The following is a 26,510-nucleotide window of genomic DNA, read 5'->3' as shown; positions in this document are numbered from 1 at the left end:
GAACACCACCAACATCTGACGGGCCGCCAGGGGACGCGGGCACGGCGCGGGGGTCCGTTTCCACAACGAAGGGGAGCTGTCGGATGGCCGGACTGCGCAGGACCACACCCGCCGAGCGGCAGAAGATCACCATCAGCTTCGCGGGGTTCAACCGGCCCTGGGCCGCCTGGATCGCCGACCGCCTGGAGCAGCAGGGCTGCGACGTGGCGCTCCAGCGCTGGGACCCGGCCACCGAGGTCCCGTTGGTGGAGGCCCTCAGCGACCTGCTGCTGACCGAGGGCCGGGTGCTGGTCGTCCTCAGCGATTGGTACTTCCAGATGGGGCCGCGCTCCACCGAGGAGTGGAACCAGGCACTGCGCGCGGTCGTCGCCCCCAATCACCGCCGTTTCTCGGCCGTTTCCGTCACCTCCGCCGCGCTGCCGCCCGCCGTCGCGGCCTTCGGCGGGGCCGCCGAACTGTGGGGCGTCGGCGCCCGCGAGGCCCACCGCCGGCTGACCCACCTGCTCGGCCTCGGCGCCCAGGAGGCGGACTCCTCCACCACCGTGGGCCTGCGTTCCGGCGCCCGCTTCCCGTATGACCAGCCCCGGGTGTGGGGCGGCGTCCCGCGCCGCAACATCCGCTTCACCGGCCGCGAGACCACCCTCCAGGCCGTCTACCAGCGGCTCTCCGAGGCCGACCCCGGCTCCGCCGTCGTCACCCTGCTCGGCATGTCCGGCGTCGGCAAGACGCAGGCCGCCGCCGAGTACGTGCACCGCTTCGGCTCCGCGTACGACGTGGTGTGGTGGGTGCCCGCCGACACCCGCGGCACCCTGCGCCAGCGGCTCGCCGAACTCGCCCCGGCGCTCGGCCTGACCACCGGCATCGAGTACGGCGAACGGCTGCGCGCTGTCCGCGACGCGCTGCGCCGCGGCGACCCGTACTCCCGCTGGCTGCTGATCCTGGACGGCGCGGACGATCCCGGCGCCATCGCCGACCTGGTGCCCACCGGCACCGGACACGTGCTCATCACCTCCCAGAACCGCGAATGGGGCGACCACAACACCGCCGTGTGGGAGGTCCCGGTCTACGACCGCGAGGAATCCATCGCCTTCATCCGCCGCCGCGCCCGCCGGATCACCACCACCGAGGCCGACGAACTCGCCGAGGCCCTGGAGGACCTGCCACTCGCCCTCGACCAGACGGCGGGCGCCCTGTCCGACTCACCCATGGCGGTCACCGACTACATCCAGCTCCTGCGCTCCGGCGCGGACATCGAGATGGGGCTGCGCGTCTCGGCGGCCTTCCCCATGACGTACCTCACCGCGTTCTCGATAGTGCTGAACCGGCTGCGCGAGACCGAGCCCGCCGCGGTGGATCTGCTGCGGCTGTGCGCCTGGTTCGCGCCGGGGCCGGTACCGCTGCGGCTGCTGCGCGACGTCCCCGCCCGCGACCTGCCCGAACGCCTCGCCCACCTCATCGACAACCCGCTGCTGTGGAACGCCGCCCTCAGCAAACTCGTCCAGTACTCCGTCATCCGCCCCGACGACCCCGGCACCGAAGCGGACGGCGGCAGCCGGCACGGCCAGGACGCGCTGGTCCCCGACACCGAGACCATCCATCTGCACCGCATGGTCCACCAGGCGGTGCGCGCCGGGATGTCCGACGCCGACGCCGAGACGTTCTCCCGCGTGGTGCGCCGCGCCCTGACCGCCGCCGACCCGCGCCGCCCCGACGACACCCGGCTGTGGTCGCGTTACGCCGAACTCGTCCCCCACCTGGAGGCGTCCGGCGCGCTGCGCAGCACCCACGCCGAGACCCGCAGGCTGGTCTTCCACTCCCTCACCTACCTCTACCGCTCCGGCGAGTACCGGGCCGGCATCCAGCTGGCCGAGGCCACCGACGCCGCCTGGCGCGAGGTCTACGGCGAGGAGGACCCGCTGCTGTGGGAGCTGGCCTCCCAGCACACCACCCTGCTGCGCGCCGTCGGCGAGTACACCCTCACCGAGCGTATGAACCGGCAGATCATCGACAGGCTCTCCGCCGCCCGCGGCCCCAAGGACCTGGGCGTGGTCCGGGCGCACGGCGGTCTCGCCGCCGACCTGCGCGGCCTCGGGCGCTACGAGGAGGCGCTCGACCAGGACCGCCGGGCCCTGGAGCTGTACCAGGAACTGGTCGGCGACAGCGATGTGCGAACCCTCAACACCCACAACAACATCGCGGTCACTCTGCGGCTGCTCGGCCGCTACGGGGAGGCCCTCGAACTCGACCGCAAGACACTGGAGATGCGCCGCGAGGTGCTGCGCTCCCGCAACCCCTGGACGCTGTCCTCCGAGCTGAGCTGCGCCCTGGACCTGCGGCTGCTGGGCCGCTACGACGAGGCGCTCTCCCTCCAGGAACGCAACGTCGAATCCCACCGCCTGGTGCTGGGCCCCGACAACCCGCGCACCCTCACCACGGAACTGAACCTGGCGCTGTGCCTGCACCGCACCGGCGACCGGGCCGGCTCCCGCGCCCTGCTCGCCCGGCTGCTGGAGCGCACCGAGGCGGTGCTCGGCGGCGATGCCCCGCTGCACCTGAAGGTCGCCACCGACTACGCCTTCGTCCAGCGTGAGACCGGCGATCTCGACCACGCCCGCGAGATCGGCGAGTTCGCCATGCACAGCTACCAGCGGCTCCAGGGCAGCCGGCACCCGTACACCATCGGCGCCACCGCCAACCACGCGCTGGTGCTGCGGGTGGCGGGAGAGCGGCGCGAGTCCCAGTGGCTGATCGAGCGCTGTCTGGAGGAGATGACCGCCGCACTCGGCCCCGACCACCCGTGGACCCTGGGCATCGCCCTCAACACCGCCGTGGGGCGCAACCTGGAGGACGACCTGGAACGGGCCGCCGAGCTCAGCCGGGAGAACGTACGCCGCTCGGCCGCCGTCCTGGGCCGTGAGCACCCGCTGTCGCTGACCAGCCAGCTGGCGCTCGCCTCCGACCTGCGCGGACTGCGCCGCCGGCAGGAGGCCGACCAGGTAGAGGAGGCCGCGCTCAGCGGCCTGATCTCCTCCCTGGGCACCCACCACACCCACACGGTCGCCGCCCGCTCCCGCTCCCGCGTCTACTGGGACTTCGAGCCGTTGCTGCCCTGAGAGCGCACACCGCGCACCGCGCCCGAACACGGGATGCCGGTAAGAACGCTGTCACCGGCCGCAAACAGCGAGGGTCATGTCCGGCGACGTGCTGCGGGGCCGTTCGGCTGGGGCGTCACATCATGTGGCGCCCAACCGCACTCTTCGCGTGGTTCCTGCTCGACCGGCCGTCACTGCTGTTCGGGCCTTACCGCGTCCACTCCTCAGCGTGAGCGGAGACGAATGTGGCAAAGGCCCGCGGCGGACGGCCGGTGAGATCGAGCACCGCAGTGCTGACCTGGTCTTCGCGTCCCTCCATGATTCCGCGCTCGACGGCGGCGAGAGCGGCAGCGAACTCCGTCGGCATTCCGGAGGCGCGGTAGGCGGCAGCCTGTTCCTCCTCCGTAGCATGCTCCACCCGAACCTGTCGGCCGGTCTGCGCGGTGATGATCTGCGCGGCCTGCGGATAGCTCATCCCGTGCGGTCCGGTGATCAGGGAGTCGCTTTGAGCATCCACCCCCAGATCAGCCAACAGCGCGGCAGCACTGGCCGCGACGTCCCGCGCGTCGACCCACCCCAGCTCGCCGTCACCGGCTGCGGTGCGGATCTCACCGAGTCGATGGATGTTCTCGGCCAGTGGGTGCGGGCGCAGAAAGTTCTGCATGAAGCCGGACGCGCGGAGTACGACACCTCCGGGCTGAGCCCGAACCTGAGCGGCCATCTCCACAGCGCTGGGCGCGTTCGGCAGCACAATGGCGGAGCCGAGCATCACGAGGCGCCGGATACCGGCCCGCTGCGCTTGGCGCAGGAAGGGCTCGACCAGCGGCAGCGGGTCCACACTCTCCACCGGCGGAAGCAGGAAGACCCGGTCCATCCCGTCGAGCGCAGGTCCATAGGTGCTCGGGTCGTTCCAGTCGAAGCGGATCGCATCAGGATCGGCTGCGGCCGGGTTCCGGCTGGCTGCCCGAGCCTGCACACCAGCGCTACGGAGCACTTGCACCAGCGTCTTGCCGGTTGTGCCGGTCCCTCCGGTCACGAGCACTCCGGACATCAGGCGTCCCTCCATTCAAGCGAGTCGATCAGCCCGGCGAGATCCCCGGCAGCGGCGGCCGCCGACAGCGGGCTCCAGTAATCCCGAAACAGCGCGATCAGCCCGTCGCGGACCGTGAGAACCACGATGTAGTCCAGGCGGTAGGGCCGGCGGGTGGCCACGGTGCGGCCGGTGGCCGTCCACTCCACCACGACGGTGTCCGTTCGATCCGTGGGCCGCACGGTGAGCGTGGCCACCTCCTCCATGTCCATCAACTCCGGATAGTGAGCGAGGTAGGCGCGGACCTCCTCGCGTCCGCGAAGAACGCGAGGGGAGCTGCCGGCTGCGAAAGGGAATTCCGCAATCCCGTCAGGCGCCCACAGATCCGCCACGGCACTCATGTCCTTGGCCAGCATCAGGTCGAGCATGCGGCGAAATATCTCCTCAGGCGTGCTGGACACCACTTCTCCTCGTAGTCAACAAACCGACCGGACCACCCTGCACAGAAGTTTGTGGGCGCGGAACGGACAGCTAAGCCCCGGACCAACAGTGCGAGGCTCGGCCGTCCCTCCTGTGAAAGCATGGAAGAGTGAGCAGTCAGGAACTCGCAGACTTTCTCCGCCGCCGCCGCGAGGATCTGCAGCCAGAAGATGTGCCGGCCGAAGCGACGCGTCCACCAAGCCGGCGCGCCCGTCGCACACCCGGGCTGCGCCGCGAAGAGGTAGCCGCCCTGGCACAGGTGTCGGTGAGCTACTACGAACGGCTGGAACAGGCACGGGCACCCCGGCCCTCACCGCAGGTGCTGTCTGCGCTGGCGACGGCTCTCCAGCTCACTGAAGCAGAGCGTGACCATCTGGCCCGCCTGGCCGGACAAGTGCTGCCGACAGAGAACGACGGCGCACCGGAGCACGTCCCCGAGGATGCCCAACAGCTACTCGGCAGACTTGACGGCATCCCTGCCTACATCGTCAACGACCGGCAAGACATCGTCGCCTGGAACGCGGCAGCCGCGGCCCTGATGACAGACTTCTCCCGTCTCACACCTGACCAGCGCAACCTCACGCGCATCTCGACGAGATTCCGTGACACCCTCTGCACCGGCGCGCCCGGTTCGGAGTCCGATTTCTCTCAGCAGATAGCCGCTCAATTGCGCGCGGCCAGCGTCCGGTACCCCACGGATAGCGTGCTCGCAGAGCTGATCAACGAGTTCGCAACCCGTGATCCAGATTTTGCCAGCAGCTGGCGCAACCACGCTGTGCGCCCCATGCCCAGCGTGCGAAAAAACCTGCGTCACCCCACACTGGGCGAGCTGGAAATCGACCGGCACACCCTCAGCCTGCCCGGCTCAGGTTTTTCCCTGGTGATGTACACGGCAGAAGCCGGCAGCCCCAGTGCCGCTGCGCTGAAGAGCCTTTGACCGCCGCCACCGGCGCGGCCCGATCGACGTGCTGTACCTGCTCTCCACGGGAAGCCGGGAGGAGACCGGGGCGGTCGGTGCCGGCAGTTGCACCCGGACCTGCTCGGGCCTGCGTTCCTTGTGCGCAACGTGCTCGGCCAGATACGCCGTCAGCTTCTCCGCGTCCGCGAAACCGCACTCACGGAAGCCGTGGTGTGCCCGGTCCGCGCCCGGGGGGCACTCGACCCCTGCGGCTCGTCCAGGCGTAGAAACCCGGCTCCGAGGCGGGTACCTGTACCTGCCGAGCGATGAACTCCACCGCCTCACCCGCCAACTCGGCGCGGCCCCGGTGAACCGGCCGTATTGCGTATCGAACTTCAGCAGCACGGCGAAGCCAGGCGCGTCGCACCATGCTTGCCGGTCACGAGCGCCTGCTCGTCCTTCAAGAGTGTCCAGTGCTCGACGAGTTCATCCAGGGCCGGCGGAGTACGGGCCACGATCGCCGATCGTTCCCGCAGAGCTTCAGCCGCCGCAGCCGTACGGCCTCGGACTCACCCACACGAGCGGCACCCTTGCAAGATCACCGCCGTTTGCGGCTGGTGACAGCGTTCTTACCGTCACCCCAACACAGCGAAGCGGCGCCCGCCCCCGTGAAGGGGGCGGGCGCCGCCTCGCTGTCCGCGTGCCCGGCACCGGGCCGGGCGAGCCGCTGCTACAGCTCGAACACCTCGTTCAGCAGGGTCTGCTGCTCGACCTGGTGCCGCTTGGCCGAACCCACCGCGGGCGAGGACGACGCCGGACGCGACACCCGCCGCAGCCGGTCGGCGCCCGCCACGGAGTCCGAGCCGATGATGAGCTGGAGGTGGTCCACCAGGTTCAGCGCGATGAACGGCCACGCACCCTGGTTGGCCGGCTCCTCCTGCGCCCACACGTAGGTGGCCGCGTTGCGGAACCGGGCGATCTCGGTGCGGATCTCGTCCGTCGGCAGCGGGTAGAGCCGCTCCAGACGGATGATCGCCGTGTCCGTGACCCCGCGCTTGGTGCGCTCCGCCTCCAGGTCGTAGTAGACCTTGCCGGAGCAGAACACCACCTTGCGCACCTGGTCCGGGTCCACCGTCGCGTCACCGATCAGCGGCCGGAAGCCACCGGTGGTGAACTCCTCCGCCTTGGAGGCCGCCGCCTTCAGCCGCAGCATCGACTTCGGGGTGAAGACGACCAGCGGCTTGTGGTGCGGGTTGTGCACCTGCCAGCGCAGCAGATGGAAGTAGTTCGACGGCAGCGTCGGCGCCGCGACCGTCATGTTGTTCTGCGCGCACAGCTGGAGGAACCGCTCGATGCGGGCCGAGGAGTGGTCCGGGCCCTGGCCCTCGTACCCGTGCGGCAGCAGCAGGGTGACCCCGGAGGTCTGGCCCCACTTCTGCTCCGCCGAGGAGATGAACTCGTCCACGACGGTCGAGGCGCCGTTGACGAAGTCACCGAACTGCGCCTCCCACATCACCAGGGAGTCCGGGCGGGCCAGCGAGTAGCCGTACTCGAAGCCCATCGCCGCGTACTCGCTCAGCAGCGAGTCGTAGACGTTGAACCGGGCCTGGTCCTCGCTCAGGTACAGCAGCGGGGTGTAGTCCTCGCCGGTGTTCCGGTCGATCAGCACCGCGTGCCGCTGGCCGAAGGTGCCGCGCCGCGAGTCCTGGCCGGCCAGGCGGACGGTCGTGCCCTCCATCAGCAGCGAGCCGACCGCGAGCAGTTCGCCCATCGCCCAGTCGATCGTCCCCTCCTCGACCATCGCCGCGCGGCGCTGCATCTGCGGCAGCAGACGCGGGTGCACGGTGATCCGGTCGGGGATGTTGACCTGCGACTCGGCGATCCGCTTGACGACCTCGGAGCTGACGGCCGTCTCCACCGCCACCGGGAACTCCGCCTGCGGGGCGGGGACCTCGGCGGGGGCCGGCGAACCGGTGGCCTCGCGGACCTCCTTGAAGACCTTCTCCAGCTGGCCCTGGAAGTCCTGGAGCGCCTGCTCGGCCTCCTCCAGGGTGATGTCGCCCCGGCCGATCAGCGATTCGGTGTACAGCTTGCGCACCGAACGCTTCTTGTCGATCAGGTCGTACATCAGGGGCTGGGTGAAGGACGGGTTGTCCGTCTCGTTGTGCCCGCGGCGCCGGTAGCAGACGAGGTCGATGACGACGTCCTTGTTGAACGCCTGCCGGTACTCGAAGGCCAGCCGCGCCACGCGGCACACGGCCTCGGGGTCATCACCGTTGACGTGGAAGATCGGGGCCTCGATCATCCGCGCCACGTCGGTGCAGTACATCGAGGAACGGGCGGCGGCGGCCGTCGCCGTGTACCCGACCTGGTTGTTGATGACGATGTGCACGGTGCCGCCGGTGCGGTAGCCGCGCAGCTGCGACATGTTCAGCGTCTCGGCGACCACACCCTGGCCCGCGAACGCCGCGTCACCGTGGATGAGGATCGGCAGGACGGTGAAGTCCTTGCCGCCCTTGCCGATGATGTCCTGCTTGGCGCGCGCGACACCCTCGACGATCGGGTCGACCGCCTCCAGGTGGGAGGGGTTGGCCGCCAGCGACACGGTGATCTGCTCGCCGGACAGGCCGGTGAAGGTGCCCTCGGTGCCCAGGTGGTACTTCACGTCGCCGGAGCCGTGCATCGACTTCGGGTCGAGGTTGCCCTCGAACTCGCGGAAGATCTGCGCGTAGGACTTGCCGACGACGTTGGCCAGCACGTTCAGCCGGCCGCGGTGGGCCATGCCGATGACGGCCTCGTCCAGGGACGCGGCGGCGGCCTCGTCCAGCACGGAGTCGAGCAGCGGGATGACGGTCTCGCCGCCCTCCAGCGAGAACCGCTTCTGGCCCACGTACTTGGTCTGCAGGAACGTCTCGAACGCCTCGGAGGCGTTCAGCCGGCGCAGGATGCGCAGCTGCTCCTCGCGCTCGGGCGGGGTGTGCCCGCGCTCGACGCGGTCCTGGATCCACTTGCGTTCCTTGGGATCCTGGATGTGCATGTACTCGATGCCGGTGGTGCGGCAGTACGAGTCGCGCAGCACGCCGAGGATGTCGCGCAGCGTCATCATCGACTTGCCGTTGAAGCCGCCGACCGCGAACTCACGTTCCAGGTCCCACAGGGTGAGGCCGTGCTCGGTGATGTCCAGGTCGGGGTGCTTGCGCTGCTTGTACTCCAGCGGGTCGGTGTCGGCCATGAGGTGGCCGCGCACCCGGTAGGAGTGGATCAGGTCGAACACCCGGGCGGCCTTGGTGACTTCGTCGTCGTGGTTGACGTCGATGTCCTGGTGCCAGCGGACCGGTTCGTAGGGGATCCGCAGCGCCTCGAAGATGTCGTCGTAGAAGTTGTGCTGACCGAGCAGCAACTGCGAGATCTGGCGCAGGAACTCACCGGAGGCGGCGCCCTGGATGACCCGGTGGTCGTAGGTGCTGGTGAGGGTCATCACCTTGGAGATGCCCAGGCGGTTGAGCGTGGCCTGGGAGGAACCCTGGAACTCCGCCGGGTACTCCATCGCGCCGACGCCCAGGATGACGCCCTGGCCGGGCATCAGGCGCGGCACCGAGTGAACGGTGCCGATGCCGCCGGGGTTGGTCAGGGAGGCGGTGACGCCGGAGAAGTCCTCCATCGTCAGCTTCCCGGAGCGGGCGCGGCGCACGATGTCCTCGTACGCCTGCCAGAACTCGAAGAAGGTGAGCGTCTCCGCCTTCTTGATGCCGGCCACCACCAGCTGCCGGTCACCGTTGGGCTTGACCAGGTCGATGGCCAGGCCCAGGCTGACGTGCTCCGGCTTGACGAGGGTCGGCTTGCCGTCCTTCTCCGCGTAGGAGTAGTTCATGGACGGCATCGCCTTCAGCGCCTGCACCATGGCGTAGCCGATGAGGTGCGTGAAGGACACCTTCCCGCCGCGCGCGCGCTTCAGGTGGTTGTTGATGACGATGCGGTTGTCGAACAGCAGCTTCACCGGGACGGCACGGACCGACGTGGCGGTCGGCAGGTCGCGGGAGGCGTTCATGTTCTTCGCGACCGCGGCGGCCGGACCGCGCAGTGTGATCAGCTCGGGGCCCTCGGACACCTCCTTGGCCGGGGCCTTGGCCGGTGCCTTCGCCGGAGCCGCGGCGGCCGGCTTGGCGGCGGGTGCCGCCGGGGCCGGAGCAGCGGCCGGTGCCGGTGCGGCCGGAGCCGCGGGCGCCGCGGGGGCCTGACCCGCGGTCGTCGGCGGGGCCTTGGCGGGGGCGGGCGAGCCGTCCCCGGTCTGCTTGGCCTGGCCCGGCTTGTAGTCGGCGAAGAAGTCCCACCAAGCCCGGTCTACTGAGTTCGGGTCCTGGAGGTACTGCTGATAGATCTCGTCGACGAGCCATTCGTTGGCACCGAAGCCGGCGGCAGGGCTCTTCTGAGATCCGGCTTGTTCGGTCTCGACACCCGAGGTGTCCGTGGACTGTGGCGACACGGCGGCAACCGCCCTCTTCCGCTTCGCAAGGTAATGGACAGCGGGAATCAAGGCTACGCCTGAAAGGGCCTCCTCCGCAGTCCTGTGGGGCCAGCAGTCGCGTACGTCACATTCCCGGTCGGGTTTCGGCACTCGATTGTGCGGGAATCGAACCAAGTTCGGCACGATCCGGGAACGACAAAGTGACGGCTGCCGCCGCGGCGCGACTCCGTTCTCCGACGTTTTCCGACCGGAGCCGCCCCACCCCACCCGACCTGCGGTCGATGGGTGTCCGGGCCGCTCCGCCCAGGGCGAGCCTACGTCAACCCTTTACCTGGCTATTACCCGGGAGAGTGAGCCGGATGCGGCAGCCGCGTATGGACTCGGCCACACCGATCGTGCCGCCGTGCAGATCCACCGCCCAGCGCGCGATGGCCAGCCCCAGGCCCGTACCGCCGTCACGCTGAGTGACGCCGTTGGTGCCGCGGCCGAACCGTTCGAAGACCAGATCGCGCTGCGCGGGCGGGATGCCGGGACCCTCGTCCAGCACCTCCAGCACCAGGCCGCCCGGCTGCTGCCCCGGCCCGGCCAGCACGGTGACGGTGCCGTCGCGCGGGCTGTGCTTGATCGCGTTGTCCACCAGGTTGGTGACCACCTGATCCAGCCGCTCGGGGTCGGCGTGCGCCCGCAGCCCGGCCGCCACCTCCAGCCGCAGCCGCACATCCGTGCGGGAGTGGCCGCGGCCCATCGCCATGTGCGCGCCGTCCATCACCGCGTTCAGATACGGCTCCACCTGGAAGGAGCGCGCCGCCAGCGGCACCACCCCGTTCTCCAGCCGGGACAGGTCCAGCAACTGCTCCACCAGCCGGCCGAGCCGCTCGGTCTGCCGCAGCGCGGTGGCCATGGTCTGCGGATCGGCCTCCGAGACGCCGTCCACCACGTTCTCCAGCACGGCGCGCAGCCCCGCGATCGGGGTGCGCAGCTCGTGCGAGACGTTGGCGACCAGCTCCTTGCGGTGCCGGTCCACGGCCTGGAGGTCGGCGGCCATCCGGTTGAAGGCGTCCGCGAGGTCACCCAGCTCGTCGCGGCGCGCCACGTGCACCCGCCGCCCGTAGTCGCCGCGCGCCATCGCCCGCGAGGCGGCCGTCATCTCCAGCAACGGCGCGGCCAGCGAGTGCGCCACGAACTGGGTGACCAGCAGCGAGGCGATGATCGCGATGATCGCGATGACCTGGAGCTCGATGTCCGAGCGGTAGGCCATCAGGATGAGCACGGTGGTGATGCCGACCGAGACGATCACCAGCCAGCCCAGGGCGGCCTTGACCGAGCGGTACGGGTCCAGTGGTCGCAGCAGCGACCAGGCCCGGCGGGTCAGTGGTATCCCGGGCGCGGAGGCCGGGTCGGGCACCGGCTCAGCCCTCGACGGGCGCCTGCCGGGCGACCGTGGGTTCCGCGGCGAATCCGGGGGGAGTCTCCAGGGCGTACCCGACACCGTGGACGGTACGGATGCGCTCGGCTCCGATCTTTCTGCGGAGTGCCTTGACATGGCTGTCCACCGTACGGGTGCCGGAGGCGTCCGCCCAGTCCCAGACCTCGGCGAGCAGCTGTTCGCGGGTGAGTACCGCCCGGGGGGAGCGGGCCAGACACATGAGCAGGTCGAACTCGGTGGGCGTGAGGTGCACGTCCTTGCCCGCCGCGCGGACCCGGCGCTGCGTGCGGTCGATCTCCAGATCGCCCAGCCGCACGCTGCCGGGGCGCGGGGTGGTGGCGGCGACCGTGGCCCGCTCCACGCGGCGCAGCAGGACATGGGTGCGGGCGACCAGTTCGCGCATGGAGAACGGCTTGGTCATGTAGTCGTCGGCGCCGACGCCCAGGCCGACCAGCATGTCGGTCTCGTCGTCGCGCGCGGTGAGCATCAGCACCGGCACCGGGCGCTGGGACTGCACGCGGCGGCAGACCTCCAGGCCGTCGAAGCCGGGCAGCATGACGTCCAGGACCAGCAGGTCGGGATGCCAGGAGGCGGCGGTCTCGACGGCGGCGGGGCCATCGGCGGCCGTCTGCACCAGGAAGCCCTCGGCGCGCAGCCGGGCGGCGATCGCCTCCACGATCGTCGGATCGTCCTCGACCACCAGGACCCGGCGCTGGGCGCCGGGGGTGCTGGCGGTGGCGGCGGTGTGGCCGGCGGCGCGCTCGTGGGTCTGCTCGTCCTGCTCGGGGGTGCCGCCCTCGTGTGCCGGCTCACCGGTCGTCGTCCGGTCGGCCGTACGGGTGTGTGTCTGGGTCATCTTCCGCCCCCGGAAAGGTCCGTTGCCGGCCGGCTGGTGCCGGCGCTCATATGGGTGTCGCTGTCTTCAGGTGAAACGCTGGGTAGTACGTGCAGCGTAGAGCCCGGACCTGACATGCGGCTACGCGGATGGGCTGGCGTAATGATGGCTGGCGAGAAAGAGCACGTCGGGGACGCCTCGGGCAACCGCCACCTCTTCGGTCCTTACCGCCGTGAATCCGGCATCACACAGGTGCCGCTCAAAAGCGGGCGAGGGCTGGGCGGACCAGATGACCAGCACGCCGCCGGGGGTGAGGGCGGCGCGGCAGGCGGCGAGTCCGGCGGCGGAGTAGAGGCCCGCGTTGTCCTCGGTGACCGTCCAGTCCGGGCCGTTGTCGATGTCCAGGCACAGCGCGTCGTAGCGGCCGGGGGTCGCGCGCAGGTGGTCCAGCAGGTCGGTGCGGACCAGTTCGGTACGGGGGTCGGCGAGCGCGGTCGCGGTGAGCGGGCGCAGCGGTCCCTCGCGGTGCCAGTCGATGACGGCGGCCTCGCGTTCGACGACGGTGATCGAGCCCCAGCGGGGTGAGCGGGCGGCTTCGTCGAGGGAGAAGCCGACGCCGAGTCCGCCGATCAGCAGGGCGGGTGCGGGGGTGCGGGTGGTGTCCAGGGCGGCGAGCGCGGCGCGGATCAGCAGGCGTTCGGAGCGGCCGTCCGAGGTGTCCATCAAGAAGGTGCCGTTGGCGATGATCTGGAACAGCTCGCCGTGCCGCCGCAGCACCACCTCGCCGTACGGGCCCACCCGGCGGTCCAGCACCTGGGGCCGGTCGTCGTGGCTGTCGTGGCGGTGATCAGTCATGAGCCCCATCCTTGCGCAGCGGTCCGCGCGGCGGGGCGGCCCGTTGGAGGGGTGCGGGCGTCCTCGAGCGCGGACGGTGCGGACGGTGCGGACGGTGCGGACGGTGCGGACGGTGCGGGCGGTGCGGCGAGGAAGGGGCGTGGGCAAGGGAGATGCCGGGGGAGCCGGGGGAGAGGCCGGATCCTCAGGGCAGGGCGAGGATCGCCGAGGCGTCGTCGTGGGCCTTGCCCCGCGGGTGGGTGGTTCCGGCGGGATCGGCCCGCTCGGCCGCTCGGACCTGACCGATCAGTGCCCGTGGTCCGTGCCTTTCCAGCGTGTCGAACAGGGCGGTCCAGTCGCCCAGGTGGAAGATCTCCGTCCAGCGGCTCGCGCCGTCGGTGAGCGCCGCCAGCGCGCGCACCTCCGAGCGGGGCAGCTCCCCGGTCACCGCCAGAGCCGCCACCTCCGGGTCGGCCGCGGCCGTGAAGAAACCGCCCGGCGCGTTGCGCAGCCCCTCGATCCGGGCCGCCCGCCGTCCGGCGGGCGCCTCGCGCGCGGCGCGCAGCACCTGGTCGAGCCGGTCGTCCAGCACCGGCCGCACCACGCCGTCCTGACCCCTGATCAGCAGCGGGGAGTCGCACAGCACCAGATATTCCACGGTGCGCGCCGACCAGCGCGCACAGACCACCGTGGCCTGCGGGGTGCGTGGGTGAGATAGTTCACACGTGCGGCGGTGAAGGGCGGCGGTACGGGTGATGGCCCGGGCCAGACACTCGGAAAGCGGGACATCCGCCAGTGAACCGGACAGCTCGGCCAATGCCCCGCCGAGCCGCGCGACAAACCACGGCACCCCGTGCGCGCAGCCGTCGTCACCCGGGGGAGGGGTCACCCCGTCCAGCAGTACCAGCGTTCCCCCGTGCCCGGAGGCGGGCTGGGCCGTTCCGCAGAAGTCCTCATTGGGGCGGCCGGAATCACCCGGTTCGGATGCTGACTGAATGTACATGGCAATAGCCGTCCGTGGTCCGGGATTTGTCGGCCCATCTGGTGCGATGAACCATTAAGTACCCTGGCTCCAACAGATCGTGTCAGGACCCCCGGCGGAATTCCAGTCGAATCGTGCGTTGCCCTGATGGGGCCTTATCCTCAGCTTGTCCACCAACCCCGGGTGTTGTTCACTCCTTCGGGTGGCCGGTTCAGGGACGCCGCCTTACCGCCCCGTCAGCGCTGGCAAGGTCGTGCTGACCCCACGCGGGCCGGCGTACCCCCCGACACGCTGGACCACCCAGCCGGCCGCTCGCCGGACGCCAGGATGAGAATGCGAGCACAGGTGCGGAACACGACACTGCGCGATCCCGCCGATCCGGCATCCCCCCGCGGCAACCGCCGACGGCGCGGCAGCCGTGTCCGCAGCAGGCTGCTCATAGGGGTCTTCCTCAGCGGAATCGCCGTGCTCGGAGCCGGTGCCCCCACCGTCATCTCGGCCGGCACCGACTACAAGGACGCCCAGCGGCTGGCCGAGGAGACCGACGTCGCCGAACGCGCCCTCGCCCTCGCCCACACCCTGGCCGACGAGCGCGACACCCTCACCGCGGCGGTCGCCGCCGCCGCCGTCAGCGGCAGCCGGCAGCCCCTGGACGCGGCCCTCACCCCGGAGAACCGGGCCCGCGCCGACCGCAAGATCACCGAGCTGCGCGCCGCACTCCCCACCGGCGCCCGCGACGCGCTCACCGACCTCACCGTGCTGCGCGAGGCGGCGGAGGCCGGAGACGCCACCCCGCTGGACATCAACGCCGGCTACACCGTGATGATCGCCGCCCTGGAGGACCTCACCCGGGACACGGCCCGCGCCACCCCGCCCGACGCCGCCGACCCCACCGCCGACGCGCTCTCCGACCTGATCCGGGCCGTCGACTCCTCCGCCGCCACCCGCGGTCTGCTGCTCGCCGCCCTGGTCGAGGAGGGCGAACAGGCCGAACTGGCCCGCCTCATCCACACCGCCCGGGCCCGCGAGGAGGCCGCCCTCGCCGACTTCACCGCGCTGGCCGGGCCCAGCGCCCGTGACGCCTACGCCGAGACCGTCGCCGGCGACGAGATCGCCGCCGCCGAGGAGTACCTCGCCGTCCTGGCCGCCGGCAGCGGCTTCACCGCCACCGACCGCGCCCTGGACCGCGTCGAGATCCACGACACCCTCGCCGCCCGCACCGACGCCCAGCGCACCGTGCTCGCCGACCTCAGCGCCGAACACACCGCCCGGCTCGCCAAGGCCCGCGACAGCGAGCTGATGGCCCTGCAGATCAAGTCCGGTGTGGTGCTGGTCGCCTTCACCCTGGTCCTCGCCGTCTCCGTGCAGACCGCGCGCTCGCTCACCCGCCCGCTGGCCGCCGTACGCCTGGGGAGCAGCCGGGTCGCCGCCGACCCCACCACCCAGGAACCGGTCAAGTACACCGGGCGCAACGACGAGTTCGCCGAGGTCGTGGCCGCCGTCAACGCGCTGCACTCCCGCGCCCTCGACCTGCACCAGCGGGCCCTGGAGGCGTCGCGCGACAGCGGCGGACTGCGCGCCGAACGCGACCGGCTCCTCGCCGAACAGCAGGAGCTCGGCGCCCAGCTGCACCAGCTGCACGGCGCCGTGCACGGCATGTTCGCCGACCACGCCGAACGCATCCTCATCCTCGTCAGCGAACAGCTCTCGGTCCTGGAGGGCCTGGAGGAGCACGAGACGGACCCCGACCAGCTGGCCGTCCTGTTCTCCCTGGACCACCTGGCCGCCCGGGTCAGGCGGCACGGCGAGAACCTGCTGCTGCTGGCCGGCGCCGAGCCCGCCGTCATGCCGACCGAGCCGATGCCGCTGATCGACGTCCTGCGGGCGGCGGTCAGCGAGATAGAGCGGTACGAGGTGGTCGAGACCACCCCGCCCCCGGCCGTCCGTATCCTGGGCGTCGCCGCCCGCGACCTCAGCCACCTGCTGGCCGAACTGCTCGACAACGCCACCGCCTTCTCGCCCTCCGGGGCCCGGGTCCGGCTCACCGGCTGGTGCCCCGGCGCCGGCCAGGTGCTCACCCTGCACGTCGAGGACGAGGGCCCCGGCCTGTCCGAGCAGCGCATCGCCGAACTCAACGCCCGCCTCGGTGACTCCACCACCCCGCCGGCCGGCGCCGACCTCGGCCCCGGCATCGGCATGGGCCTGTACACGGTCGCGCGGCTCGCCGCCCGGCACGGGCTCGGCTGCTGGCTGCACGCCCGCCCCGGCGGCGGCACGGTCGCCGAGGTCATCGTCCCGGCCGCGCTGGTGGAGTCCACCCCCACCGGCTACGCGCCGGTCGACGGCACCGGTGCCACCCCCGCGGTGGCCGGCACCCAGGCGATCCCCACGGTCGCCCCCGCCGATCCGTCGACGGCCCCGGCCGCGCCGGCCGGTCCCGTCGCCCCGGTTCCCGCCCAGCGCGACGCCCCGGCGGTCGCGCCCGCTCCCCCCACTCACCCCAGCCACCAGGAGCACACCAGGGCGCCGGACTCGGCCGCCCCGGGAGCTGCTTCCTGGACCCCGGAGAAGACAGAGAACGGCCTGCCGGTGCGCACCCGAGGTGTCACCCCCGTAGGCTCCTTGCCGGCGTCCGAAACGCCGGATCTCACGCCCAGCCGGGGCACGGACGCCGAGGAACTACGGCGGCGGCTCGGCGGCTTCCAGCGCGGCGCCCGCGCCGGGCACCGGGATGCCGCCGCGGAGGAGGACGGTCCCGCATGACAACCCCGACAACCCCGATGAGCGATCTGCGCTGGCTGCTGACGCGGCTGGTCGAAGAGGTGCCGGGCATGCGCTCGGTGGCCGTGGTCTCGGCCGACGGCCTGCCGCTGCTGTCCAGCCAGCCCGACGCGGCGGCACGCAGCGGCTACGCCGGCCCGTACGGCGCCACCGCCGATCTCGCCACCGTGGTCTCCGGACTCGGCAGCCTCACCCGTGGCGCCGCCTCCCTCATGGAGGGTGGTGAGGTACGGCAGACCCTGGTCGCGATGGCGGGCGGCAGCCTGGTGGTGATGTCCATCAGCGACGGCTCGCTGCTCGGCGTCTACGCGGCACCGGACGCCGACATCAGCATGGTGACCTACCACATGGCCCGTTTCGTGGGCCGCGCCGGCCACCTGCTCACCCCCCAGCTGCGCGCCGAACTCCGCGCGGGCACGGCCCCGGGCACCACGGCCAGGTAAACCGGCGAAGGGCCCCGGCAGGGCCGGCCGCACGGGCGGCCCGCGCCCCACGAGGGGCGGGCCGTACCCGGCTTTGGGCCCGCGCGGCCCGGTGGACCGCCATCACCCCGGGCCCCGGCGGGCCCGGGGCGGCCGGCACCCCGGCCGGTCTCCCCGCCCGGTCGGGCCCGAGCAACGGTCACCCGAAGCGCCTCACGCGTGGTCGTAGCCGCTGTCCGCACCCTCGCTCGCCCACGCGGGCAGGTGCGGCGGCGTCCACGACGACAACGGCTGCGCCCCCGGATCCGGACGCACCGCGCCCAGCGGCGGATTGGCCGCCAGCGGCGACACCTTCACCTCGGCCCCCGGCCGCGGCGCGTGGATCACCATGCCGTCCCCCGCGTACAGCCCCACATGGGTGGCGTCCTCGAAGTACACCACCAGATCACCGGGCCGCAGCGCGTCCAGCTCCACCCGCTCCAGCTCCTCCCACTGCTGCTGCGAGGTGCGCGGAATGCCCAACCCCGCCCCCAGCGTCCACGCCTGCATGGTCAGCCCCGAGCAGTCGAAGGAATCCGGGCCCTGCGCGCCCCACTCGTACGGCTTGCCGAGCTGCCCGATCGCGTACTCCAGCGCCTTCGCCCCCTGGGCGGACGGCGCCCGCCCCAGATCCTCGCCCAGCGTGCCACCGGCCAGCAGCCGCTCCTGGGCGCGCTGCGTCTCGGCGCGCTCCAGCGCCGCCAGTTCGGACAGCTCGTCACCCGAGAGCCCCACCAGCAGCGCCTCCACCTCGTCGAGACGCTCCGTCACCTCGTCCCGCTGCCGCTCCCGCTCCTGGGCGAGCGCCTGCTGGGCGTCCAGCGCCGCCCGCGCCTCGCCGGCCAGCGCGCCCTCGTGCCGCTCGCCGTTCTCCAGCCGCTCCAGCGTCGCCGCCGCCTGATCCGCCGCCCGGGCCACGGTGGCCGCGCCCGCCAGCTCACGCTCCGGGTCGGCGCCCAGCAGCAGCCGCAGGTGGGCGGGGAGCACCAGGCCACCGCCCCGGTACTGCTCGCGGGCGAGCGCTCCGATCGCCTCATGCGTGGCGGCCAGCTCCGTACGGGTGTCCGCCAGTTCGTGGGACAGCTCCGCGACCCGTTCGCTCTGGTCGCGCAGCCGCTCCTCCGTCGCGTTGTACGCCTCGGTGGCCGCGCCGGCCCGCTCGTACAGCGTGCGCAGCTCCGCCAGCAGCGCGCTCACACTCGGCGGACCGGCGTCCACCGGTTCGGCGCGGGCGACCGGGGCGGCCAGGGTGAGGACGGCGAGCACCAGGGAGAACAGCGGCCGGGACCTGAGCGTCATGGCCCGATCATCGGCCGCCGACGCGGGCGCGGCCCGCCGGACAGGTCCGGATGAGTGAGCGGGTGGCTACGGTACGTCAGGAGGCGGAGCGGCGCCGCCACGGCCAGCGCGGGCCGCCGGACGGACGGCCCTCGGGGTCGTACACGTACATCCAGCCGCGCGGCACCCGCAGCCGCTTGGTGTACCCGGCGGCCTCCAGCCGGTAGACGTGCACCACGGTCGGCCCGCCGTCCGCGTCCGGCACCGGCACCTCGTACGTCTTCGGCGGTTTGCCGGTGGGCCCCAGCAGCACGGGCAGCGTACGGCCGTCCAGGGGCCCACCGACGAACGCGGTCTCCTCGCTCTTCACACCGGCCAGTCTCCCAGCCGGCCGTCCCGGCTCAGAACCGCAGATAGCGGGTGGGCTCGGAGGCCGGGATGGTGCGGATGTTCAGCCGGTTCGGCTGCTGGTTGTTGAACGAGCTGCGCCAGTTGTACTCGTGCACCTCGACCGTGCCGTTCGCGTGCACCGCCGTCACATAGGCGACATGCCCCGCCGGGCCGGCCCCGGCGTGGTGCGCCGCCCACTGCGCGACATCCCCCACCCGGGGCGTGGCCGTGGTGCGCGGCGCCGTCCAGTCGCCCGCGTCGCCCAGGAAGTCGGGCGAGGCCCGGCGCGCCAGGCCGTCCGACCGTATCGCCCAGGCCGTGAACGAGACGCAGGACGCCCGGTAGTAGCCGTGCCCGTCCGTACTGCGGGGGTTGTCGCCCCGCCACGGATAGCCGAAGGAATCTGCCAGGGTGGCGGCCGATGCGGTGGCGGATGCCGCCATCGCGGTGGTGGCGGGGAGGGCGGTGACACCGGCGGAGGTGAACGCCGTGACCGCGAGGAGGGTCGCCACCATCCGGCGGCGGACCGTACGGGGCTTGCGCATAGAGGGTGACCAGCTCCTTTCCGTGCGAGGTGATGACCGTCACCACCCCTTCCCCTGAGCGGGCGCCGAAGCCTACCCTCGTCCGTATGTCCGCACCCGCCCGCAAACTGCGCCTCGCGCTGTTCGCGAACTCGGCCTGGTGCGTTGACGACCGTCTGTGTAGCCGCTGACGCCTTTCCCGGCTCCCGCGCACTCCCCGCCGCTCCTTTCGCGCCCCGCCTCCCCCTCGCACCGCCGCCGTCGCACGGCGGCGCGGGCGCCCCGTACGACCCGGAGATCACTGTGACCACCGCCCCGCCCGAGGCCGAACCCGGACCGCGGACCCTCCCCGCCACCACCTGGCTCACCCCCGCCCCCACCTCCCTGCCCACGCCGCCCGCCCCCGAGGCCCCGTCGGTGCGCCGCGGCCCGCTGGCCGCCTTCGGCGTCATCGGCGCCGCCCTCACCGCCTACGTGTGGTCCGAGCACGGCGCCCAGCAGGGCGTCCTGCTGCTGCTCGGTCTGGGCCTGGGCTTCGCCCTCTTCCACTCCCGGTTCGGCTTCACCTCCGCCTGGCGCCAGCTGGTGGCGGTCGGCAACGGCGCGGGGCTGCGGGCCCACGCGCTGCTGCTGGGCACCACCGCCACCCTGTTCGCGGTCATCATCGGCACCGGCACCGGGCTGTTCGGCTCGGTGCCCGCGCCGTCCGCCGGGAAGATCGGGCTCGGGCTGCTGATCGGCTCGTTCGTCTTCGCCATCGGCATGCAACTGGGCGGCGCCTGCGCCTCCGGCACGCTGTTCGCGGTCGGCTCGGGACAGTCCTCCATCGTGCTCACCCTGGGCGGCTTCATCGTCGGCTCCACCCTCGCCGCCTGGCAGTTCGACCTGTGGCGCGACCTGCCCGCCTACGACGCGGTGCTGCTCTCCGACCACGTCGGCTGGCTCGGATCGTGGGCCATCACGCTCGCCGCGCTCGGCGCGATCGTGGCCCTCACCCGGTTCGTCCAGGCCCGCCGCAACCCGCCGCCGGTGGGCGTGGTGCCCACCTCCAGGGGCCTGGCCCGTACGGTGCGCGGCTCGTGGCCGCTGGCGGCCGGCGCCCTGGTGCTGGCGGTGCTGGGTGCCGGAGTGCTGCTGGTCTCGGGCGGCGCCTGGGGCATCACCAGCGCCTTCGCGCTGTGGGGCTCCAAGATCGTCGGTGCGCTCGGCGGGAGCCCGGAGAACTGGAGCTTCTGGCAGCAGCAGGGCACGTACGGCAATCCGGTGCTCGCCGACAAGAACAGCCTCACCGACATCGGCATCATGCTCGGCGCCGGTGTGGCGGCGGCGCTCGGCGGCACCTGGGCCCTGCACCGGGGGATACCCGCCCGGACGGCGCTGGCAGCGGTGCTCGGCGGCATCCTGATGGGCATCGGCGCCCGGCTGGCCGGCGGCTGCAACATCGGTGCCTACCTGGCGGGCATCGCCTCCGGCAGTCTGCACGGCTGGATCTGGGGCGCGGTCGCCCTGCTGGGCACCTGGGCCGGGCTGAAGCTGCGGCCGGTGTTCGGGCTGGCCAACCCCCGGCCCAAGGACAGCGTCTGCTGAACCGGGACCGCCCCCGGGGCCGTTCCGGCTCCGGATCCGCTCCCCGTCCCGACCTCGCACCCGACCCGTGGGGGTGGCGTCCGGCCCCTCGCCGCGCCGCCCCCCTCGACCGGTCTCCCGGTCTCAGCCGCTGGGCGACATGACGCTGAACGTCCGCTCGATGAGCCCTTCCAGCTGGCCGCCCGGCGGCTCCAGCGCGGCGGCCCCGCGCAGCACGCCCGCGGTCTGCTCGTCCCGGCCGGCGGTCACCAGCAACTGGGCCACGAACTGGTCCATCAGCCAGTCCCGCAGCTCATCGAGCTCGGGCTCCTTGTCCTCGTCCAGCCAGATCAGCGAGGCCGCTTCCACCGTGGTGATCCAGGTGCGCACCACCATCAGCAGCCGCGGCCCCGGCTCGGCCACCTGCATGTGCAGGAGTAACTGCCGGGCGGCGGCCAGCCGTACCCGGTCCACGATCGCGGAGGTGCGGGAGGTGCGCACCACGCTGCCGCCCTTGAGCAGCGCGACGAAGCCCTCGTCGTGCTGGTCGACGAAGGCCAGATAGCGGTCCAGGCCCTGCCCGAGCCGCCGGCTGAGCGGCCCCTCCTGCGGTACGGCGAAGGACTCCTCCAACTGCTCGGCGGCGTTGCGCAGGGCCGCCTCGTACAACTGCTGCTTGCCGCCGGGGAAGTAGCGGTAGACCAGCGGCCGGGAGACGCCGGCCTCCCGGGCCACGTCGTCCAGCGAGACGTCCTCGGGCAGGTTGCGGGCGAACAGCCGCTGGGCGCTGGCGATCAGCTGTGCATGACGCTCCTCGACGCTGAGTCTGCGATAGGCCGGTCCGGTGAGGGCGGGGCGGCTGTTCATAACCTGAAGAGTAGTCCGCTGAAAGGGTGTCAGGGGCCCCGGTTCCGATCCCCGGCGCAGCCGGGGGACCCTCTCTCGTGACATGCCCGCGCCCGGCGGCGACCTGAGGGGGCGCCAGGAATGGAAGCGCTCCCATCTCTGACCGGCGGGTTTCTCGTCCCGGCGGGTCAGCCGCCCGGCCCCTGCCCCCACCCGCCGGGCGCCGACTGCTGCTGCGACGTGAGTATCCGCACCATGCGGCTCACGTCCGACGGCGACAGCATCCCCACCACCACGCCGTCGTCGACCACCACGATCCGCCGCGCGGCACCGTTCTCCATCCGGGGCAGCACCTCGGAGATCGGCTCAGCGGGCCCCACCACCTGGGTGTCCTCCATCGACTGCATGATCTCCGCCATCGTCGTGGACTCCCGGTCCCGCGCCGGCACCTGACCCGCCTGCTCCAGGGTCACCAGACCCACCGGCCGGCCGGGCCCGCCCTCCGGCACCACCTCCACCACCGGGAAGGCCGAGTGGCGCGAGCGCATCAGCACATCCGACAGGAACTCCGACACCCGCATCCCGGCCGGTACGGTCACCGGTTCGCGTGACATCGTCTGCCGCACCGGCACGCCCGCCAGCACCTCCCGCAGCCGCGCCTGACGGCCCTCCGCCGAGGCGGCCATCACCAGGAACCAGCCGATCAGCGCCAGCCACAGCCCGCCGAAGTAGGTCGTGAACAGGAAGGAGCCCAGGCCGAACGCCACCAGCAGCCAGCCGAAGACCTGCCCGGCCCGTGCCGCGCCCTCCGTCGCCCGCAGCCGGTCCCCGCCGCGCCGCCACAAGAACGCCCGCAGCAGCCGCCCGCCGTCCAGCGGGGCGGCCGGGATGGCGTTGAAGACCGCGAGCAGGATGTTGATCGCCGCCAGCCAGACCACGCCCTCCACCACCGGACCCGACCCGGACACGGCGTACAGCAGCCACGCCAGCAGCGCGAACACCCCGCCCAGGATCAGGCTCACCAGCGGCCCGACCCCGGCGATCCGCAGATCGGCGCCGGGATTCGGCGCCTCCGTACGGATCCGGGTGGCCCCGCCCAGCAGCCACAGCACGATGTCGTCGACCGCGACCCCGTTGCGCCGGGCCACCACCGCGTGCGCAAGCTCGTGCGCGAGCAGCGAGGCGAAGAAGACCACGGCGGTGACGAGGCCGATCAGCGTGTACAGGGGCCACGCGTGCCCGGGGTGGGTCTGCGGCAGCCGCCCGGCCGCGAGCCCGAACGCGATCAGGGCGAAGATCAGCACCACACTCCAGTGCACTCCGACCCTGATCCCGAGAATCCGCCCCAGCGGGAAGGTCGCCCGCACGGCCTGCCTCCTTCCGTACCCGGTCAGGAAGCGGCCGGGTACCCGCACTGCGAAAACCCACGCGCCTGCCTAGACTCGGAAATGTGGCCCGGCCCAATGAGGAGGTCGAGGCGCTGCTCGACGAGTACGCCGACCTGCTCGCCATCACCGGCGGAGACGCGTTCAAGGCACGCGCCTACGAAAAGGCGGCGCGCGCCATCGGCGGCTACCACACGGACATCTCGCGCCTGGACGGAAAAGGGCTGCGGGAGATTCCCGGTGTCGGTAAGTCCATCGCCGACAAGGTCGAGGAATATCTGCGCACCGGCCACATGAAAACGGTGGACGAACGCCGCGCCACCATCCCCGGCGGAGTCCGCGAACTCATCACCATCCCCACCCTGGGCCCGAAGAAGGCCATGCTGCTCTACGAGGAACTGGGCATCTCCTCGATCGACGCACTGGTGGGGGCCATCCGGCAGGACCGGTTGCGGGACCTGAAGGGCTTCGGCCGCAAGACGCAGGACAACATCCTGCACGGCGTGGAACTCATGCAGCAGGCCGGGGACCGCATCCTGCTGAGCGCGGCGACGGACATAGCCGAGGAGACGGTGACCGCGCTGCGCGAGGCGACCGGCTGTGACCCGCGGCGGTGCGTGTACGCGGGCTCGCTGCGGCGGATGCGGGAAACCATCGGCGACATCGACATCCTGGTCGCCTCGGAGGAACCCGCCGCGGTCATGGACGCGTTCATCGCCCTGCCGCACACGGCCGAGGTGATCGCGCACGGCGAGAAGAAGACATCGGTCCGTACGGTGAAGGGCCTGCAACTCGATCTGCGTGTACTGCCCCCCGATTCCTGGGGCGCCGGGCTGCAATACTTCACCGGTTCGCAGGCCCACAACATCAGGACCCGGGAAATCGCCGTTCGCAAAGGGCTGAAGCTCTCGGAGTACGGCCTGTTCCACGCGAAGTCGGGGCGCAGAAAGGCCGCCGGGACCGAGGAGGAGATCTACGCGGCGCTCGGCCTCCCCTGGATTCCGCCCACCCTGCGCGAGGATCGGGGCGAGGTCGCGGCGGGGCTGCGCGGCGAACTGCCGGACCTGGTCACCGAGGCGGACCTGCGCGGTGATCTGCACACCCACACCGACCTGACGGACGGGCTGTCCTCCCTGGCGGACATGGTCGACGCGGCGGCGGGGCGCGGCTACACGTACTACGCGGTGACGGACCACGCACCCAAGCTGTACATGCAGCGGATGACGGACGAGAAGATCCTGCGGCAGCGCGAAGAGCTGCGCGCGCTGGCCGCCCGCCACCGGAAGCTGCGGCTGCTGCACGGCACGGAACTCAACATCGACCCGGACGGCGAAGTGGACTGGCCGGGGGAGTTCCTGGCGGACTTCGACCTGTGCGTGGCCTCGATCCACTCGCACTTCACGCTGGACCGCGCGGCGCAGACGCGGCGGCTGATCCGGGCGTGCGAGAACCCGTACATCAACATCATCGGCCACCCGACGACCCGCCAGATCGGCCGCCGGCCGCCCATCGACGCCGACCTGGACGCGGTCTTCGAGGCCTGCGCCCGCACCGGGACGGCGCTGGAGATCAACTCCCACCCGCACCGCCTGGACCTGAACGACGAGCACATCCTGCGGGCCAAGCACTACGGAGCGGTCTTCGCCATCGACAGCGACGCCCACTCCACCACCCACCTGTCGCACACCCGCTACGGCGTGGGCACCGCCCAGCGCGGCTGGCTGACCCCGGACGACGTGATCAACACCTGGACGTGGCAGCGTCTGAAGGCTTTTCTGGCCCGCAAACGGCGCGGCTAGGTCAGGACGGCTAGGCGGCCTCTTCCGCCGTGCCGCTGCCGCCCGCCGCCGCTGGGAGGTGGGCCAGGAACCAGTCACGGGCGAGTTCCGCGACCTCCGACAGGGCGCCGGGTTCCTCGAAGAGGTGGGTCGCCCCGGGGACGACCGTCAGGCGGGTCTCGCAGCGCAACCGTTCCTGCGCCCGGCGGTTCAGTTCGATCACTGTCTCGTCCCGCCCGCCGACGATCAGCAGTGTCGGTGCCCTGACGGCCGACAGGCGCGGCCCCGCCAGGTCCGGGCGCCCGCCGCGCGAGACCACGGCCGCGATCGCGTCGTCGTCCCGTTCCGCCGCCGCCCACAGCGCCGCCGCCGCGCCGGTGCTGGCGCCGAAGTAGCCGATCGGCAGCTCCGGATGGCGTTCCCGCAGCCAATCGGTCGCCTCGCGCAACCGGCGGGCCAGCAGCCGGGTGTCGAAGACGTTCGCGCGGTCGGACTCCTCCTCGCCCGTCAGCAGGTCGAACAGCAGGGTCCCGAAGCCTGCCTGCCGCATGGCCTCGGCGACCATGCGGTTGCGCGGGCTGAGCCGGCTGCTGCCGCTGCCGTGCACGAACATCACCACCCCGGTGGCGCCCACCGGGACCAGCAGTTCACCCTTCAACGTGCGCTGTCCGCCCGCCAGGTCCTCCACCGGGATGCCCCCCGGCTCCGGACGGGCGTGCCGCAGGCACGCGATGACCTCCCGGTCCGTCGTCGGCGCGAAGTCCTCGTAGAACTGCCCGACCGCCGCGAAGTCCACCGGGGTCTCCGGGCAGATCATCTCGTCCGCGTCGCGCCCCACCCGGCTCGTCCAGTCCGGCGGCGCCACCGGCACCGCGAGCACCACCCGCGCCGCCCCGCGCTCCCGCGCCGAGCGGCACGCCGCGCGGGCGGTGGCCCCGGTGGCCATGCCGTCGTCCACGACCAGGGCCGTCCGGCCGCGCAGTGACAGCCGCCGCGCTCCGCCCCGGTAGGTGCCGGCCCGCCGTTCCAGCTCGACGCGCTCCGTACGTTCCACGTCCGCCAGCTCACGGTCGGTGATGTGCGCGCCGCGGATCACCTGGTCGTTGATGACCCGGGCACCGTCCTCCCCGATGGCCCCCATGGCGACCTCCGGCTGGAACGGCACCCCCAGCTTGCGCACCACCCCCACGTCCAGTGGCGCCCACAGGGCCTTGGCGACCTCGGCGGCGACCGGCACTCCACCCCGGGACAGTCCGATGACGACCATGTCCTCGCCCCGCAGATGGGCCACGGCGGCGGCCAGCCGCCGTCCCGCGTCGAGCCGGTTCACGAACGTCATGGCTCACACCTCCTCGCGCTCCCCCCTTCCATGGCACCACTTCGGCCCCCGTTCCGCACACCCCGCCCGGATGGGTCAGCTACGGCGGCGCTGAGCGGTCGCGGCGCCGAGACTGAGCGA

At 72.0% G+C, this 26,510-nt stretch carries 19 protein-coding genes; 6 read left to right on the top strand and 13 right to left on the bottom strand.

Annotated elements, in window-relative coordinates:
* Positions 1-83 precede the first annotated feature (83 nt).
* Entirely contained in the window at positions 84-3,113 is a 3,030-nt protein-coding gene (gene fxsT, locus H7827_RS07740) for an FxSxx-COOH system tetratricopeptide repeat protein (RefSeq protein ID WP_432743699.1), read from the top strand.
* Between the two features lie 187 nt (positions 3,114-3,300).
* On the opposite strand, the gene H7827_RS07735 is transcribed toward fxsT, so the two are convergent.
* The gene (locus tag H7827_RS07735) at positions 3,301-4,143 is read right to left on the bottom strand and encodes an NAD(P)H-binding protein (protein WP_432743697.1); all 843 of its coding nucleotides are present in this window, start codon (positions 4,141-4,143) and stop codon (positions 3,301-3,303) included.
* Positions 4,143-4,550, bottom strand: a complete 408-nt coding sequence (locus H7827_RS07730; RefSeq protein WP_432743695.1) for a nuclear transport factor 2 family protein — start codon at positions 4,548-4,550, stop codon at positions 4,143-4,145. The genes H7827_RS07735 and H7827_RS07730 overlap by 1 nt, the downstream gene beginning before the upstream one ends.
* Positions 4,551-4,711: 161 nt before the next feature.
* On the opposite strand from H7827_RS07730, the gene H7827_RS07725 reads away from it, so the two are divergent.
* Positions 4,712-5,539 carry a helix-turn-helix transcriptional regulator gene (locus H7827_RS07725; protein ID WP_432743693.1) on the top strand — a complete coding sequence of 276 codons (828 nt, stop codon included), beginning with the start codon at positions 4,712-4,714 and terminating at the stop codon, positions 5,537-5,539.
* Positions 5,540-6,230: 691 nt separating this feature from the next.
* Here the strand turns inward: H7827_RS07725 and H7827_RS07720 are convergent.
* From H7827_RS07720 to H7827_RS07700, 5 genes are all read right to left on the bottom strand, one after another.
* Complete coding sequence (locus H7827_RS07720) at positions 6,231-9,983, bottom strand: multifunctional oxoglutarate decarboxylase/oxoglutarate dehydrogenase thiamine pyrophosphate-binding subunit/dihydrolipoyllysine-residue succinyltransferase subunit (RefSeq protein WP_432743691.1); 3,753 nt, start codon at positions 9,981-9,983, stop codon at positions 6,231-6,233.
* Between the two features lie 301 nt (positions 9,984-10,284).
* Positions 10,285-11,370, bottom strand: a complete 1,086-nt coding sequence (locus H7827_RS07715; protein WP_432743689.1) for a sensor histidine kinase — start codon at positions 11,368-11,370, stop codon at positions 10,285-10,287.
* Between the two features lie 4 nt (positions 11,371-11,374).
* On the bottom strand, positions 11,375-12,247 hold the full coding sequence (locus H7827_RS07710; RefSeq protein ID WP_030733483.1) for a response regulator transcription factor: 873 nt from the start codon (positions 12,245-12,247) through the stop codon (positions 11,375-11,377).
* Positions 12,248-12,367: 120 nt separating this feature from the next.
* Positions 12,368-13,081: a spermidine synthase gene (locus H7827_RS07705; RefSeq protein ID WP_432743687.1), complete on the bottom strand. Its 714-nt coding sequence runs from the start codon at positions 13,079-13,081 to the stop codon at positions 12,368-12,370.
* Positions 13,082-13,265: 184 nt separating this feature from the next.
* Positions 13,266-14,063 carry a protein phosphatase 2C domain-containing protein gene (locus tag H7827_RS07700; protein ID WP_432743685.1) on the bottom strand — a complete coding sequence of 266 codons (798 nt, stop codon included), beginning with the start codon at positions 14,061-14,063 and terminating at the stop codon, positions 13,266-13,268.
* Between the two features lie 324 nt (positions 14,064-14,387).
* Between H7827_RS07700 and H7827_RS07695 the strand changes: the two genes are divergently transcribed.
* Complete coding sequence (locus H7827_RS07695; RefSeq protein ID WP_432743683.1) at positions 14,388-16,805, top strand: sensor histidine kinase; 2,418 nt, start codon at positions 14,388-14,390, stop codon at positions 16,803-16,805.
* Positions 16,802-17,266 (top strand): roadblock/LC7 domain-containing protein, encoded by a 465-nt coding sequence (locus H7827_RS07690; RefSeq protein WP_030733490.1) that lies wholly within the window; start codon positions 16,802-16,804, stop codon positions 17,264-17,266. The genes H7827_RS07695 and H7827_RS07690 overlap by 4 nt, the downstream gene beginning before the upstream one ends.
* A 192-nt stretch (positions 17,267-17,458) precedes the next feature.
* Here the strand turns inward: H7827_RS07690 and H7827_RS07685 are convergent, their stop codons facing one another.
* The 3 genes from H7827_RS07685 to H7827_RS07675 form a co-directional block, all read right to left on the bottom strand.
* Positions 17,459-18,583, bottom strand: coding sequence for an NlpC/P60 family protein (locus H7827_RS07685; protein ID WP_432743681.1), 1,125 nt, complete (start codon positions 18,581-18,583; stop codon positions 17,459-17,461).
* Between the two features lie 76 nt (positions 18,584-18,659).
* Positions 18,660-18,932, bottom strand: coding sequence for a hypothetical protein (locus tag H7827_RS07680; protein ID WP_390121457.1), 273 nt, complete (start codon positions 18,930-18,932; stop codon positions 18,660-18,662).
* A 31-nt stretch (positions 18,933-18,963) separates the two neighbouring features.
* Positions 18,964-19,497, bottom strand: a complete 534-nt coding sequence (locus H7827_RS07675) for a CHAP domain-containing protein (protein ID WP_432743678.1) — start codon at positions 19,495-19,497, stop codon at positions 18,964-18,966.
* A gap of 282 nt (positions 19,498-19,779) precedes the next feature.
* Here H7827_RS07675 and H7827_RS07670 point away from each other — a divergent pair, with 282 nt between their 5' ends.
* Entirely contained in the window at positions 19,780-21,063 is a 1,284-nt protein-coding gene (locus tag H7827_RS07670; protein ID WP_030733498.1) for a YeeE/YedE family protein, read from the top strand.
* Between the two features lie 123 nt (positions 21,064-21,186).
* On the opposite strand, the gene H7827_RS07665 is transcribed toward H7827_RS07670, so the two are convergent.
* Together H7827_RS07665 and H7827_RS07660 are read right to left on the bottom strand one after the other, a co-directional pair.
* On the bottom strand, positions 21,187-21,909 hold the full coding sequence (locus tag H7827_RS07665) for a TetR/AcrR family transcriptional regulator (protein ID WP_386533123.1): 723 nt from the start codon (positions 21,907-21,909) through the stop codon (positions 21,187-21,189).
* Between the two features lie 167 nt (positions 21,910-22,076).
* Positions 22,077-23,255 carry a site-2 protease family protein gene (locus H7827_RS07660; RefSeq protein ID WP_432743676.1) on the bottom strand — a complete coding sequence of 393 codons (1,179 nt, stop codon included), beginning with the start codon at positions 23,253-23,255 and terminating at the stop codon, positions 22,077-22,079.
* Positions 23,256-23,338: 83 nt separating this feature from the next.
* Between H7827_RS07660 and polX the strand changes: the two genes are divergently transcribed.
* Positions 23,339-25,072, top strand: coding sequence for a DNA polymerase/3'-5' exonuclease PolX (gene polX / locus H7827_RS07655; RefSeq protein ID WP_432743674.1), 1,734 nt, complete (start codon positions 23,339-23,341; stop codon positions 25,070-25,072).
* 10 nt (positions 25,073-25,082) lie between these two features.
* Here polX and H7827_RS07650 read toward each other — a convergent pair whose 3' ends face one another.
* A complete protein-coding gene (locus H7827_RS07650) occupies positions 25,083-26,390 on the bottom strand; it encodes an alpha/beta fold hydrolase (protein WP_432743672.1) in 1,308 nt (435 codons plus the stop codon).
* Positions 26,391-26,510 lie beyond the last annotated feature (120 nt).

It is taken from the genome of Streptomyces sp. JH002, assembly GCF_050916115.1.
GTDB lineage: Bacteria > Actinomycetota > Actinomycetes > Streptomycetales > Streptomycetaceae > Streptomyces > Streptomyces xiamenensis.
Note: the sequence above shows the minus strand (reverse complement) of the source record. Positions and strands in the feature narration are given on the sequence as shown.

Bases quoted from the DNA above. Each gene is read 5' to 3' on its own strand.
- fxsT (WP_432743699.1), top strand. From the start codon at position 84: ATGGCCGGACTGCGCAGGACCACACCCGCCGAGCGGCAGAAGATCACC.
- H7827_RS07690 (WP_030733490.1), top strand. From the start codon at position 16,802: ATGACAACCCCGACAACCCCGATGAGCGATCTGCGCTGGCTGCTGACG.
- H7827_RS07675 (WP_432743678.1), bottom strand. From the start codon at position 19,497: ATGCGCAAGCCCCGTACGGTCCGCCGCCGGATGGTGGCGACCCTCCTC.
- H7827_RS07665 (WP_386533123.1), bottom strand. From the start codon at position 21,909: ATGAACAGCCGCCCCGCCCTCACCGGACCGGCCTATCGCAGACTCAGC.
- H7827_RS07730 (WP_432743695.1), bottom strand. From the start codon at position 4,550: ATGCTCGACCTGATGCTGGCCAAGGACATGAGTGCCGTGGCGGATCTG.
- H7827_RS07685 (WP_432743681.1), bottom strand. From the start codon at position 18,583: ATGACGCTCAGGTCCCGGCCGCTGTTCTCCCTGGTGCTCGCCGTCCTC.
- H7827_RS07650 (WP_432743672.1), bottom strand. From the start codon at position 26,390: ATGACGTTCGTGAACCGGCTCGACGCGGGACGGCGGCTGGCCGCCGCC.
- H7827_RS07700 (WP_432743685.1), bottom strand. From the start codon at position 14,063: ATGTACATTCAGTCAGCATCCGAACCGGGTGATTCCGGCCGCCCCAAT.
- H7827_RS07710 (WP_030733483.1), bottom strand. From the start codon at position 12,247: ATGACCCAGACACACACCCGTACGGCCGACCGGACGACGACCGGTGAG.
- H7827_RS07735 (WP_432743697.1), bottom strand. From the start codon at position 4,143: ATGTCCGGAGTGCTCGTGACCGGAGGGACCGGCACAACCGGCAAGACG.
- H7827_RS07705 (WP_432743687.1), bottom strand. From the start codon at position 13,081: ATGACTGATCACCGCCACGACAGCCACGACGACCGGCCCCAGGTGCTG.